This is a genomic window from Domibacillus sp. DTU_2020_1001157_1_SI_ALB_TIR_016, assembly GCF_032341995.1.
GTDB classification, from domain to species: domain Bacteria; phylum Bacillota; class Bacilli; order Bacillales; family Domibacillaceae; genus Domibacillus; species Domibacillus indicus_A.
In genome coordinates this window covers 779064-792857 of sequence record NZ_CP135438.1, presented here as the reverse complement: position 1 = coordinate 792857, position 13794 = coordinate 779064, and the positions used below count along the sequence as shown (strand labels likewise).

General features: G+C 43.4%; 10 protein-coding genes. 1 reads left to right on the top strand and 9 read right to left on the bottom strand.

The window, feature by feature from the left end:
- Positions 1-318 precede the first annotated feature (318 nt).
- From cstA to RRU94_RS03815, 4 genes are all read right to left on the bottom strand, one after another.
- Complete coding sequence (cstA, locus tag RRU94_RS03830; RefSeq protein WP_315691869.1) at positions 319-2112, bottom strand: carbon starvation protein CstA; 1794 nt, start codon at positions 2110-2112, stop codon at positions 319-321.
- A 132-nt stretch (positions 2113-2244) separates the two neighbouring features.
- The gene (locus RRU94_RS03825; RefSeq protein ID WP_315691868.1) at positions 2245-2994 is read right to left on the bottom strand and encodes a LytR/AlgR family response regulator transcription factor; all 750 of its coding nucleotides are present in this window, start codon (positions 2992-2994) and stop codon (positions 2245-2247) included.
- Positions 2969-4747, bottom strand: coding sequence for a LytS/YhcK type 5TM receptor domain-containing protein (locus RRU94_RS03820; protein ID WP_315691867.1), 1779 nt, complete (start codon positions 4745-4747; stop codon positions 2969-2971). The genes RRU94_RS03825 and RRU94_RS03820 overlap by 26 nt, the downstream gene beginning before the upstream one ends.
- A gap of 239 nt (positions 4748-4986) precedes the next feature.
- Positions 4987-8124: a beta-galactosidase, LacZ type gene (locus RRU94_RS03815; RefSeq protein ID WP_315691866.1), complete on the bottom strand. Its 3138-nt coding sequence runs from the start codon at positions 8122-8124 to the stop codon at positions 4987-4989.
- Positions 8125-8455: 331 nt separating this feature from the next.
- On the opposite strand from RRU94_RS03815, the gene RRU94_RS03810 reads away from it, so the two are divergent.
- Complete coding sequence (locus tag RRU94_RS03810; protein ID WP_315691865.1) at positions 8456-9070, top strand: restriction endonuclease; 615 nt, start codon at positions 8456-8458, stop codon at positions 9068-9070.
- Between the two features lie 211 nt (positions 9071-9281).
- On the opposite strand, the gene RRU94_RS03805 is transcribed toward RRU94_RS03810, so the two are convergent.
- The 5 genes from RRU94_RS03805 to gvpU form a co-directional block, all read right to left on the bottom strand.
- A complete protein-coding gene (locus tag RRU94_RS03805; RefSeq protein ID WP_315691864.1) occupies positions 9282-9914 on the bottom strand; it encodes a LysE family transporter in 633 nt (210 codons plus the stop codon).
- An 81-nt stretch (positions 9915-9995) separates the two neighbouring features.
- Positions 9996-10415: a DUF2000 domain-containing protein gene (locus RRU94_RS03800; RefSeq protein ID WP_315691863.1), complete on the bottom strand. Its 420-nt coding sequence runs from the start codon at positions 10413-10415 to the stop codon at positions 9996-9998.
- The gene (locus RRU94_RS03795; RefSeq protein ID WP_315691862.1) at positions 10412-11239 is read right to left on the bottom strand and encodes an AraC family ligand binding domain-containing protein; all 828 of its coding nucleotides are present in this window, start codon (positions 11237-11239) and stop codon (positions 10412-10414) included. Before RRU94_RS03795 ends, RRU94_RS03800 begins: the two co-directional genes overlap by 4 nt.
- Before the next feature lie 271 nt (positions 11240-11510).
- Entirely contained in the window at positions 11511-13190 is a 1680-nt protein-coding gene (locus RRU94_RS03790; protein WP_315691861.1) for a glycoside hydrolase family 13 protein, read from the bottom strand.
- A gap of 202 nt (positions 13191-13392) precedes the next feature.
- On the bottom strand, positions 13393-13794 hold the full coding sequence (gene gvpU / locus RRU94_RS03785; protein ID WP_315691860.1) for a gas vesicle accessory protein GvpU: 402 nt from the start codon (positions 13792-13794) through the stop codon (positions 13393-13395).

Sequence of the window (13794 nt, the reverse complement as noted above, 5' to 3'; positions counted from 1 at the left end):
TTTTTCTTCTACACACCTATTTTTGCCGTTTTTAACCAAATTGAAAAGGGGATGTAATGTTAAGTCAAAAATGTTCAAATCGAAATGGAAACGTAACCATGAATTAACATTCTTTAAAATACCATGTAAGTCCAGCCGGTTTCGAGACCAACAGATGATACTTACATTCGTACTGACAATCGTACCCTTCTTCGTACTTGCTGCCCTCAGATCATTGTACTTTTGCCTCTCTGCCCTCACATTACACGAAAAAGAGTCTTTGTAAGACATTCTGCATATAAAAAAGACCTAACCGGAAACGTTAGGTCTTTTTTATCTTTAAGCTGTTTCTCTGCGCATTTTTACGGCTGGGTTATTCCAGTTTTGCAGCCAATTTTTTATGGCCGCTGCCATAATCACAACGCCCAGGATCAGCATGATAATCGAAAGCATGCCATTTAAAACGCTGTATCCCGCTGCATCCGCATTCAGATATACGTTTTTCACCATCCAGTAGCCAGCGTAGTTAACGGTGACATATAGATAAGAAAGCGGAATTAAGCATGTCAGCATATAACGACGCTTGTCTGCTATTTTCAAAATGATGGTTGCTCCAATAATTAAGCCAATAGACGCCATTAATTGGTTTGATACGCCAAACAGTGCCCAAACCGATCCGATATCTCCAGAGAAAAGCAGATAGCCCCAAAGCAGGCAGGCAAGTGCACTAGCAAAAATATTACCCGGTATCCAGTCCACACGCTTCAGCGGTTTATAAAAAGCACCGCCAAAATCCTGGATTAAATATCGTGCTACCCGTGTTCCTGAATCAATCGCAGTTAAAATAAACAAAGCTTCAAACATAATAACAAACTGGAAGAAGAAAGAAGCCAGATTATGGAACCATGGAACATTGGTGAAGATATACGTCATGCCGACTGCAAGCGTTACAGCGCCGCCAGTCCGGCCTTCTAGATCCAGGCCGATATCCTGGCTTAGCTGGGCTAAGTTCACCGTTTCCATTCCAAGCGTCCGAAAAACTTCGGGTGTGGAGTTAATCGCAAAATAGTCACCCGGGTGCAAAGCAGTCGCTGCCACAAGTGCCATAATCCCAACAACACACTCGACCAGCATCGCGCCGAAGCCAACCGGTTTAATGTCACTCCAGCGGTCCAGCATCTTCGGTGTTGTACCTGATCCGACAAAAGCGTGAAACCCAGAAATGGCCCCGCAGGCAATGGTAATAGAGATAAACGGCCAGACAGGACCGCTTAACACAGGTCCGCCTCCATCAATAAACTGTGTAAGAGCCGGCATTTCAATGGTCGGATTTACAATAAACACACCGGCAATCAAGGCGACGAAAACGCCGATTTTCATAAAGCTGCTTAAGTAGTCACGTGGTGCTAACAGCAGCCAGACCGGCAGTGCTGCAGCAAAAAAAGCATAGATAGGCAAAATAAGCGATAGCGTTTTCACATCAAGCGTCAGCCAATCTCCTAAAATCGTTCCTTGAATGTATGGACCACAGAAAACAGCAGCCATAATAAGGAGGAATCCGACAATTGAGGCACCTTTTAAATTGCCTGTTTTTTTATGGTAGAGACCCACACCCATTGCAATCGGAATCGTAATGCCAACCGCAAATGTCCCCCACGGATTGTGCTCGAGTGCATGAAGCACAACCATGGATAAGCCGGCCATCGTAATCGTAATAATAAATAACATGGCAAGACCTGTGCAAAAGCCGGCTACCGGCCCCAATTCTTTCTTTGCGATCTCAGCAAGCGACTCGCCTTTTTGACGCATAGAAGCAAATAAAACAACCGCATCGTGAACAGCGCCGCCAATAACCGCTCCAATCAAAAGCCAGAGAAGACCCGGCAGATAACCAAACTGAGCAGCCAGAATAGGACCGACAAGCGGGCCTGCTGCCGCGATGGCTGCAAAGTGATGCCCAAACGTGACCCACCGATTCGTCGGCACGTAATCTTTGCCATCCTCAAGTTCATGGGCAGGCGTTTTTTTCGAATCATCAAGTTTTAACACTTTTACAGCCATAAACGTCCCGTACAAACGATACGCAATCATTAAAATACAAATTGAACCTATTACCATTGTAATCGCATTCATTTTAAGGGCCTCCCCTATATGTTTTTGCCCTTTCACTATACCAAATGAAAATGAATTGTTAGCGTTTTCAACGCAATAAGCAGCATTTGCACCGTGAAATGCAAAAATAACCGGCTGAGTTGCAAAAAAGCGTTAAAATCCGATTAACTGCTTTAGCTCTTTTACATATGTACGGCTGACCGGCACTTTTGATCCGTCTTTCATGACTAAATTGTAGGTTGAGTTAAACCATGGCTCGATTTGATCAATATGGTTGATATTTACTAAAAAGCTTCGGTGTACCCGGATAAAAGCAGAGGAGCTGAGCTTTTTCTCAATCGCAGTTAGGGATTCCTGTGTTTTGTATTCAGAAGACATCGTCTTAATTAGGGTTTTTCCTTCTGAAGAAGCTGTATAAAGAATCGTTTCCCGGTCAATCAGCACAATGCGTTCATCGGCGGCCACCGCCAGTTTTCCAGTTTGCAGCTCGGCAGAAGGCTTTGGCATTTCTGCAAGAATGTCTGAGCGCTGCCCGCCGATCATGCGGATTGTTTTAATTTTGTCGATTGTTTGGTTGATTCGATTTTCGTCAAATGGCTTCAGCACATAATCAATAGCATTCAACTCGAAAGCCTGCAGGGCAAACTCATCATAAGCAGTCGCAAAAACAATCGCCGGCTTATGTTCAAGGTGGCGAATTTCAGCCGCCAGCTCTAAGCCGCTTTCTTCAGAAAGCTCAATATCCAAAAAAACAAGATCTGGTTTTGTTTGTTTAATTTGCGGAAGAGAGTCGGCTATATTGCTCGCTTCCCCTGTCACTTCTACTTCGCGGGTCCTGAGCAAGAGATATTTCAACTCATCTCTTGCCAAGGGCTCGTCATCCACTATAAACGCTTTCATCATAATAAGCTGGACCTCCTTTTCTTTCTAACGGCAGGCGGATCAATATCGCTGTTCCCCTGTTTTCTTCGCTCGTAATCGTAAATGAAGCTTGTGTATACATTCCTTCTAAGCGGCTGCGAATATTCACCAGTGCGGTTCCCGTACCGTGCTTGGACGAAACGGTTTCTTTTCCCAGTTTGTCGAGCTTCTCCTCTGGAATCCCTTTTCCGTTATCCGTTACTTGAATGTGCATATGAGTGTGATCCGTAAAAGCCTCGATTCTTACTTCTCCTTTTGTTTTGGAACCAGAGAAAGCATGCCGGATGCTGTTTTCAACAAGCGGCTGAAGAATAAACGGCGGCACCAGGCTTTTCTCAAGACCTGGTTCAATATCAAAAAAGACCTCATACCGGTCAGGAAACCGTGCTTGCTCAAGCGACAGGTAAGCTCTCACATGTTCAATTTCTTTCTCAAGTGGAATTACCATCTGCCGTGCTCCCTGCAGATTGCTTCTGAAAAACTGGCTTAGCTCCAGCAGCAGCTTTCTAGCCCTTTCCGGATTGGTGCGGCATAAAACCGAAATGGTATTAATGGCATTAAACAAAAAGTGTGGATGAACCTGAGCCTGCAGCGCTTTTACTTCTGCATTTTTTAAAAGCCTGCTTTGCTGTTCCGCCTGCGCCAGCTCCAGCTGTGTAGAAAATAAATTGGCCAGCCCTTCAGCCAGCTCCCGTTCTACCTCTGTTAAATCACTCGGATTGGTAAAGTAAAGCTTTAATGTGCCAACCGTTTGGCCGTACACTTTCAACGGAAGAACAACGGCAGCCCGAAGCGGACAAGCTGGATTTGTACAAATGATTTCTTCCCGGCTTTTCGCCGTAAGTACCCTGCCTTCCTGCAAGACTTTTTTCGTCAGCCCTGTTGAAAACCCTGCTGTCGGTTTATGATGGTCTTCTCCTGTTCCAGTGTGGGCTAAAACGCTTTTCGTATTCGTGATCGCAATGGCATCCGCTTCTGTGAGCGAAAGCATTGTCTCCGCTACAGCCCGGCAGGATTCGGCATTCAGTCCTTGTCGAAAAAACGGCAGCGTTTGATCTGCAATGTAGAACGCCTTGCTCGTCTGCAGGGCTTTTGTGCGTTCCTGCTCGCGTAAAATGTTTTGGATCAGCAGCATAAAAAGAAGCATCCCAAGCCCATTGATAGTAATCATCGGAAGACCAATGACTTTCACCAATTCCCACGCCGGATCAAACGGTTTAACCATCAGAAGAATCATCCCCATTTGGATGATTTCCATTAAAATGCCGACCACGATAGCAAAAGGGGCATTAATAGGGGCTTTCTGCTTATACCGCATACCAAGCCATCCAGCTGCACCTCCTGCTAAGACAGCAGAAAAAGCACAAGCGGCAGCTGTAAACCCGCCAAGAAAAAAGCGGTGGATACCCGCAATAAAGCCGATTCCAATACCTACAACGGGGCCGCCCAAGAGGGAGCCGATGGCGATGCCGAGTATTCTTGTGTTTGCAATGGCACTATCCGGCTCCAGGGCGATGAGCCAGCTGCTTTCAGTAATCGTATTTGAATGGATTTGGATTCCTGTATAATTACTGATTACACCCAAAAAGCCGAATATCGCAACGAGGAGCAGTTTTTCCCGGGTACCTTGATTGTTATGAATCAATTTGCGGAAATGTTTCATTTGGGAAAAAAGAAAAACGGAAATGAGAATAATGCCCACCCGTTCAATCATAAGAGGAATAAGATTAATCATGATTCATCGCCTTCCCGCCAAGTCATGGTGCTGTTTCTAAAGGATGAAAAGGGAAAAATATATGTTTTCATCCCTTTTATTTTAACATAATCATTAAAAGACATTAACGCTTCCCTTCCGCGAGTAAGGAAGGGTCTGCGCTTCTCAAAATCCACACAACAACAAAGGGCGGACTCTCGTTAAAGAGCCCGCCCTTTCAAAGATTTTATCTTCTTTTCATCTGCTGCTAAAAAATTTCGTTATGACGGTTCCTTTTTTGTTCCTTTCAAAACAAATGAACAGCTGTACGTTTGATCAGCAAAAAGAGTAAACTCTGGATGGGTTTTCGCCTGCCAGCTGTCGTCCCCGCCGACCCCCATCTGCTTAAACTGAACGCGCAGGACGGTATGATCACTCGGCGGCAGTTTGTAGCTGTGGCTGGCTTCTTCCAGCTGAAACGGTGTGTATGGCAGCGCATTTAGTTCCACTGTCGGCTGTCCTGTGATAGATAATCCCACTCCCTTTTTATTGGTGACCGTCGCCCACCGGACCCCGGTTTTATGCCCGCACTCCTGCGGTTTTAAATACGGCACCATCTGTTCTTCCACGCTGCCGCTGTATACACCGATTCTGGCACCATGTTTACGATCCCAGTAGCTTTCATGAGGACCTTTCCCATACCATTTTATCTCGTTAAATTCTTTTTCCATCGTCCACAAAACGCCCACTTCTGGAATTTCGGGCATCCCTTCTCCCGGCTTGAGCTCAAACTCTGTTAATATTTCACCGTCCGGGGCAACTGTATACCGAACGACGCAGCAAGAGTGGGCAGCATCTGGCAGATCATACACAGCGGTTACGACCATCGACCGATCCAGCGTTTCTGTCTGAAAAGACAGCAGCACCCGATGTTCCGATGCTTTGCGCCACGGCTCGCTGCGTTCGTGAAGCTTGCTGCCTCGGTCATTATCCGTCATCGCCCGCCAAAAGTTTGGCTGCGGCGCGCTTTTTAACAGCTCCTGTCCCGCATACTGATAAGAATTCAGCTCACCGGTCCGCTTGTTAAAAATAACGTTAAAATTATCGCCTTTTACCTGCACCGTTTCCGGATTTTCTTCCGTCTGCAATTCTCCGGCTGCTGCCTGCTTTGGCCTGTCTTGGACAAGCGGGGGAACCACAAACTGTTCGAAGGCCACTTCGTGTCCTTTTTGGGCCCAGCGTGTGTTTTCTTTTAAAACAAGGCGAATGGTTATGATCCGCTCTTTTGTTCCGTCTCTTTCCGCTGTTAAATCGCCCAGGCAAACCGTACCGGATGACTGAGGTTTCACCTCAATTTCTTCCGTGCCGGACAGCTTCACATCTCCATCTTCCATCAGGTTCCATTCAACTTGATACTCGCTTAAATCGGTAAACAGGTGCTGATTCAAAACCTTTATAAGACCGTTTTTTACATCCATTGCTTCAAACCGAATATTTTGATAGCACTTTTTCACTTCGTACAGCTTTGGCGACATCGTACCGTCTGCAAAAATCAGCCCGTTTCCAGAAAAATTTCCGTCATGCGGCGTTTCACCAAAGTCCCCTCCATAGGCAAGGTACTGCCGGCCATCCTCTGTTGCCGCTTCCAATGCCTGGTCGCGCCAATCCCAAATAAAGCCCCCTTGCAAGATCGGATACTGATCAAATAAATCCGTGTACTGGTATAAGTTGCCGCAGGAATTGCCCATGGCGTGGCTGTATTCACATAAAATATACGGCTTGGCTCCGTCTTTTCCTGCTGCTTCGAGCGCATACTGCTCGACTTTTTCCGGCGGCACATACATGGTACTTTCCATATCGCTCGCTGCTTCCGACTCCCGATAATGATAGATTCCTTCGTAATGAACAAGGCGGGATGGATCTTTTGCTTTCAACAGATTCCGCATGTGGAGAAAGTTATCGCCGCCAAATGATTCATTCCCAAGTGACCAGATCAGTACGGATGGATGGTTTTTATCACGCTCCATCATGGATTCACACCGGTCGAGCACATTGTTTTTCCATTCCGGCTTGCTTCCCGGGAGAGCTGCTCCTTCTTCTTTCTGCCCGTATTTCCAAGTTCCATGCGTTTCCAGATTGGTTTCATCAATCACATACAGCCCATATTGATCACACAAATCATACCAAAGCGGATGGTTTGGATAATGGGAAGTACGGACCGCATTGATATTGTGCTGCTTCATTAAGATAATATCGTGCAGCATATCTTCTATTGTCACAGCCCGTCCTTTTTGGGACGAAAATTCATGCCGGTTAACGCCCTTAAACACAATACGCTGGCCGTTGATTTTCATCAGGCCGTCTTTTAATTCAAATGTACGGAAGCCGACCTTGCAGCTCTCGGCTTCGATTAAAGTACCATCTTCTTCTTGAAGCGTTAAAACGAGCGTATACAAATTCGGCTGCTCAGCACTCCATTTTTTTGGATTTTCCACAAAAACTTCTCCTGATACAGCCGCCTGTCCTTGTTCATTAAATGGAACTTTCATGATTAAAGGGCTTTCAAAAATAGATAGATTTTGATCATCGTATAGCATTGCCTGTACAAAAAGCGGGCTTTCTTTCTCCTGCTCATAGTTTGCTGCCTTGATGTCCACTTTCAGTACTGCATCTGTATAGGTTTCGTCCAGCTCTGTCCGGACAAAAACATCTTCTATATGACAAATAGGCGTTGAATACATATATACATCTCTGAAAATCCCACTCATCCGCCAGAAATCCTGGTCTTCAAGCCAGCTTCCATCGCACCAGCGGTATACTTCAACTGCCAGTTTGTTTTCACCCTCGGCCAAATAAGGAGTCATATCAAATTCTGCCGGTGAGAATGTATCTTCACTGTATCCGGCTAATTCCCCGTTTATCCATACATAAAAAGCCGATTCTACTCCTTGAAAGCTTATATAAACCGGCTGGTTCTTCCATTCTTCCGGAACTGTAAACGTACGAATATACTGGCCGACGGGATTATACTGTGTTGGAGCAAAAGGCGGCTTAATATCTTCTTTTCCTTCCCACGGATACCTAACATTTGTATAATGCGGGTAATCATATCCCTCAAGCTGCCAGTGGGCAGGCACTTTCATTTTTCCCCATGCGGAGCAGTCAAATGCCTGCTCAAAAAACGCTCGCTCCCGCTTATCAGGATTCTCGGCAAATGAAAAAAACCATTCTCCATTCAGTAACCGGCAGTAATCTGACGCCATCCGGTCACCCGCTAATGCTTCCTCTGCGGTTCGAAACGGCATCAAAGTAGACCGGGCCGGCAGGCGGTTCAGCTGAAAAATCTCCGGATTATTGTTCCATTCGGGAAAGCCATTTTGCGGCGGACTATACGTAAACTTTTTTGATTGTTTTATCATGTAGATCCTCCATCTGAGATTCTCTCATTTTGCTTTCTTACTCGCGTCTATTCTTTTCCGTTTCATCATTTTCTGCCGTCTTTGTTCCGAAAGCATCACTACACTTTATTGATTCTGCTATTCAGCCCCTTTTTATTTGATGAAAAATTCAGACAATAGCCTCTTCTTATATTATGCAAGTTTTTAAGAGAAGAAAAGTATAAAGCAAGCACTGATAAAATTCTTTTTTTCCTGGATAAATAGGAAAACGGTGAAAACAAAAAGGAATCATAAACGTGAATAAAAATGAATAAGGTAGCGGAGGCTGACTTTCAAAGAAAGGAAAGATAATATGGCTAAAAACAAACCTAAAAAAAGCCCCCAGCTGCTCTCTAACCAGCTCCTTATCAGCTTTCTGATTCTGCTTGTCATTCTTCATTATGCAGCGGATCATTTGCTGGCTGCGGGCATTGCGTTACTCTTCATGATGACCTTCGCCGCGTTGTACTTTTATTTCCAGTGGCAAAAACAAAAGTCAGCCAAAAACAAAATGGTACAGTCAGGTATTAAAGAAATTGATGTAATGAATGGAAGAGAATTTGAAAACTATCTCGGTGCATTGTTTGAAGCTATGGGCTATGAGGTGGAAGTAACGCCCGCTTCCGGAGATTATGGGGCAGATTTACTGATGGAGAAAGATGAAACTTTCATTGTGGTACAAGCCAAAAGATACAGTAAAGCAGTAGGCATTTCCTCTATACAGGAGGTTTTTTCTGCCAAAATGTATTACCAGGCTGATGAAGCATGGGTTGTAACCAACAATACATTTTCCAAGAATGCGTTTGAGCTAGCCAAAAGAAGCGGCGTAAAGCTGATTGCGAGAAAAGAGCTGATTGAGCTGATTACGAAAAATATGGCGGAGACGCCTCCGCCGGTTTTTACCATTCATACATGGAATGAAAAATAAACAATGCCTTATTTCGCATTTAAGTACAAATGTCTAAATACCCGCCTCGCTCGTGTATATCAAGAAGGCGAGGGGGTTGGACAGGAAATATGAAAGCAGACTCACAAGGTTGCATTCATTTGTAAAACTTCGTCCGCTCTTTCACTTTTTTGAATCCCCCGCAGATGTTACTATTCAAATAGAGTCTGTTATGCGAGGTTGATCGGCCGCTTCATAAAACGGTTTTCACACCAAAAACCATTAACATAGCTCCTATAGACTTTTGAAAGGCTTTTTGAATATTGGGCTTTCTGATTAATTTTTTCACGTGTACCAACAAATGCGCCATAATCAAAAACCAAGAAACGGCTATAAATACTAAAATCATTCCTAATATGCTTAATTGCTGGTTCACATCCCCATTCAGGTTTATAAACTGGGGCATAAAAGTCACATAAACAAGCACTGTTTTCGGATTAAGGATGTTGCTGATTGCTCCTTGCAAATAGGATTGCCTGTAAACTTTCTTATGTACATCTTTAGTTGATAAAGCAAGATCCTTTGTAAAAGAGGCTAATGATAAAGCAGCGGGCGAACAAAAAGTTCGGACGCCTAAGTAAAATAAGTAAGCCGCTCCAACATATTTAATTGTGGCAAACAGGAGAACAGACTGAGCAATTGCAGCAGATAGGCCAAGAACGGCAATGATAGTCCAGAACATCAATCCCGTTGCAATGCCTATTACCGTACAATAACCTGCTCTTAGACCCGCATTTAATGTATTTTTCATGACTAAAATCGTATCCGTGCCCGGCAGCATTGACATTAATACAGCCATTAATATGTATTCATGCAGATTTCCCACTATAAACCTCCGTTATCTGTTCAATGTTAGCAAATGAAAATCCCTATAAAATGGATAAAAAATTCCACAGGATGGATTGCTCTACCTTAATAGCGGCAAGCTTCCGGTTAATTTATTTATTTTTCTTTTTTCTCCCCAAAACCCTAGCCCATAAAATGAATGGACGGATGTTTTTGCAAGCTTCTTCCTATATTCTTCATACGTTTTGCATCTTTGCGCAATTTCGGCAAAACCCACGACGATTACATCTTCAAAATTCCGTTCCCATGTCCTTGCTCTTAACTCTTGGAGAATAGCTGCATTTCCTTTTAAAATGGGAATGGGTGTTGTGACAATGCCTAAATGAGAAACACCTGATTCATCCACTACACTTTCTCCAACCATTTCAGGTGCATATTTTCCGAGTGTGATTCCCAGTATGGCTGAGGTATTCGCGATTAATCCCACAGGCAGTTCTTCATCAATAACCAATACACTTTTCATCTCATCACTGCTGCTCATTTTTCACCCAACCCTCCTTGTTTAAATATTTTCATATACTGCTTTGGTGTCAGACCGACCCATGCTTTAAAAAATTTAGTCAGGTGGCTTTGGTCACTGAATCCGGTTAATAGAGCTACTTCGATTGGTTTGATTCCTTGTTCCAGCATTTTTTTTGCATGATTGATTCGAATTGTTTCCAAGAAGTTATACGGCGTAATTCTTTTTTGTTTTGTAAAGGACCGTACTAACTTATATTTACTGCATCCTATTAAGCTGCTTAACTCATTGAGCTTGATTTTTTGTGTATAGTTGCTCTCTAAATAGCAGCACACTTTTTCAATCTCTTGATCAGAAGCTGGTGGAGGGATCGAATGCCCCGCGTAGTCTGTTACAAGCTCCTCAAGTAAGGTAAAAAATAATTCTTCTTTTTCAAATTCCTTTTCTTCCCGGGAAATTTTCAAATGAATGTCTTTTAAAAAAGGAACCAGTTCACTATTACTCAATACATTTTGAGTAAAGTAAGGAAGCTCTCCTTCCTCTCCAAATTCTTTCATGAACTTTTTCATTATCTCTCTTGTAACATTGATACAACGATAATCTAAAGTCTTCCCATCTATCTGCGCACAGCTGTGTATATCGTACGGATTAAATAACAATAAATCCCCCGGGTTGATAATGTATTCTTGATCTTTACAAACTAAGTGCCTCTGGCCTTCTTCAATAAAACCTATAACGTAATACTCGTGAAAATGTGGAGGGAACTTTTGCATAATCCCTTTAAATCGATAGGCCTCAACCTCTAAGTCATCATCTAAATAAATGGTTCTTATTTCATCTGGCATACTTGAACACCTCCATCAAAGCTAACCCTCTTGATCTTACTATTGGTTTTGATCATTTTCTTGTACGATATTGCAATAATGCCGAAAAAGTTTTGGATCGCTTCGCAAACGGGAAAAATTCACGTACTATAAAATCCATTAAAAATAGAAATTCTGCCAATCTTCTTCTATTCTTCGCAAAGCGCCATGAATTTTACAATATCGTACATTTCACAAAAAAGCCGAAAAAACACAGACGAATGCTTTAGTCGGTGTTTTTTCGGCTGCTTCTTTATTGTTTAAGCAAATAAACTCTCGATTCATAAGGGGTTAAAGAGACTGACTGTGCTAGTTCATCCTCAGTGTGTTCATTGCTTATTAACAGTTCTGCGGATTTATATTGAATGTTTTGCGGCAACCGGAAATCAGCTGTTTCTGCAGAAAAATTATTCAGGACAAGTAACATCTCATCTACAAGTATACGTGTATATGCATATATTTGTAGATGCTTCTCTGAAAGTAACTCGTATGTTCCATAGGTAATCACGTCATGCTGTTTGCGGAGCTTGATCAGCTTTTGATAATGATAAAACACAGAATCGGGATCGGCCAGGGCTTGTTCTACGTTAATTTCTTGATAGTTCGGATTGACTCTCAGCCACGGAATGCCTGTGGTAAACCCGGCATTTTCACTGGCATCCCATTGCATCGGTGTGCGGGCATTATCACGGCATTTGGCGTGGATGGCTTCCATCACTTTTGCATGGTCCCCTCCTCCTTCGGTTACACGCTCCTCGTACATATTTAAAATTTCCAAATCATTATATTCGGTAATATCAAACTGTACGTTTGTCATTCCAATTTCTTCGCCTTGATAAATGTATGGAGTTCCTTTGAGCATATGCAGGAACGTGCCAAGCATTTTCGCTGATTTTCCCCGGTACTCTCCATCATTTCCAAAGCGGGAGACCATACGAGGCTGGTCATGGTTATTTAAATACAAGCTGTTCCAGCCTTTTCCTTCTAGGTCATACTGCCATTTAGACATCACTTCTTTTAACTCCTGCAGCTGCCATGGCCGCATATCCCACTTACCCCCTGGCCCGGCATCTAAATCCATATGCTCGAAGGTAAAAATCATATTCAATTCTGTTCCTTCGCTGTTGGCATACCGCTGTGCATCTTCAACTGAGGTGCCCGGGCATTCACCGACGGTCATAATATCATATTTTGACAGGACGTCCCGGTTCATTTCCTGTAAGTACTTATGAACACGCGGTCCATTTAAAAAATAGTCGCCGCCCCACGCATACCCGCCTTCTTCTTGCTGCTGTCCATCCGGCAGTCCCTCTACTTTGGAAATCATATTAATTACATCCATCCGGAATCCGTCAATGCCCCGGTCCAGCCACCAGGTCATCATTTCATACACTTCATGGCGGACGGTTTTGTTTTCCCAATTTAAATCAGGCTGCTTTTTGCTGAATAAATGAAGGTAGTACTCATCGGTCGCTTCATCATACTGCCAGGCTGAACCACTGAAAAAAGAAACCCAGTTGTTTGGTTCCTTCCCGTTTTTACCAGGACGCCAGATGTAATAATCGCGGTATTCGTTGTTTTTCGATTTGCGCGACTCTATAAACCAGGCATGCTCATCCGATGAGTGATTGACAACGAGGTCCATCATCAGCTTCATGCCTCGTTCATGAAGACCGGCGAGCAGTTCATCCCAGTCTGTCATTGTACCAAACTCGTCCATAATATCCCGGTAGTCGCTAATGTCGTAACCGTTATCATCATTAGGTGACTTGTAAACAGGTGAAAGCCAGACAACGTCTACTCCTAAATTTTTTAAGTAATCGAGTTTGGAGATAATCCCCTGCAAATCACCAATCCCGTCTCCGTTAGAGTCTTTAAAGCTTCTTGGATAAATTTGATAAACCACACTTTCTTTCCACCATGCTTTTTCCATGATATCCGCCCTTTCTATCCTTCTTTAACCCTCTACAAGCCTCTGGAATGGTTCTTCGATAAATAAAAATACATTTTTGCTTTCTCAGCACTTTATCCATTGTGGGCGATCTGAAAACATGGTCCGCCATTGTTTTCACAATCCTTCTTTTAAAAAAAGAGCAATTGCCAGCTCTGCTGACAATTGCTCACTCTTTCTTTCTTTATCTTTCTTTGTCACTGCTATCGAATATTTTTCCTAAAAAGAAGCCATCTATTTCACTTAGTTTTCCCCGCCAGAGAATTTTTCCTTTTGAAGGAGTAGGCTTGCTGTCGCCGCAGTAGACCTTTGTGTCTTTCATATGCAGAAAATGTGCTTCTGTATCGTTCGTGCGCGACGCTTCTCCGGCTTTTTTAAGCTGGTCACTGACCATTTGTGCCGTTTCGTTTCCGCCTTCAAACGTTTCACTCAGCATGTGGAAATATTCTTGTGCAGATACAAGTGTACCTGTAATCACAGCACCTTTTACATTTAACGTAATATCTAAAGAAAAATCGTCTTTGTTTGCCGCTTCGACAAAAAACTCAAGAATACTATCTTTGGCTGCACTCGAACTGCTGCTCAT

Coding starts and splice junctions, on each gene's coding strand:
- cstA (WP_315691869.1), bottom strand. CDS start 2,112: ATGAATGCGATTACAATGGTAATAGGTTCAATTTGTATTTTAATGATT.
- RRU94_RS03825 (WP_315691868.1), bottom strand. CDS start 2,994: ATGATGAAAGCGTTTATAGTGGATGACGAGCCCTTGGCAAGAGATGAG.
- RRU94_RS03820 (WP_315691867.1), bottom strand. CDS start 4,747: ATGATTAATCTTATTCCTCTTATGATTGAACGGGTGGGCATTATTCTC.
- RRU94_RS03815 (WP_315691866.1), bottom strand. CDS start 8,124: ATGATAAAACAATCAAAAAAGTTTACGTATAGTCCGCCGCAAAATGGC.
- RRU94_RS03810 (WP_315691865.1), top strand. CDS start 8,456: ATGGCTAAAAACAAACCTAAAAAAAGCCCCCAGCTGCTCTCTAACCAG.
- RRU94_RS03800 (WP_315691863.1), bottom strand. CDS start 10,415: ATGAGCAGCAGTGATGAGATGAAAAGTGTATTGGTTATTGATGAAGAA.
- RRU94_RS03795 (WP_315691862.1), bottom strand. CDS start 11,239: ATGCCAGATGAAATAAGAACCATTTATTTAGATGATGACTTAGAGGTT.
- RRU94_RS03790 (WP_315691861.1), bottom strand. CDS start 13,190: ATGGAAAAAGCATGGTGGAAAGAAAGTGTGGTTTATCAAATTTATCCA.
- gvpU (WP_315691860.1), bottom strand. CDS start 13,794: ATGAGCAGCAGTTCGAGTGCAGCCAAAGATAGTATTCTTGAGTTTTTT.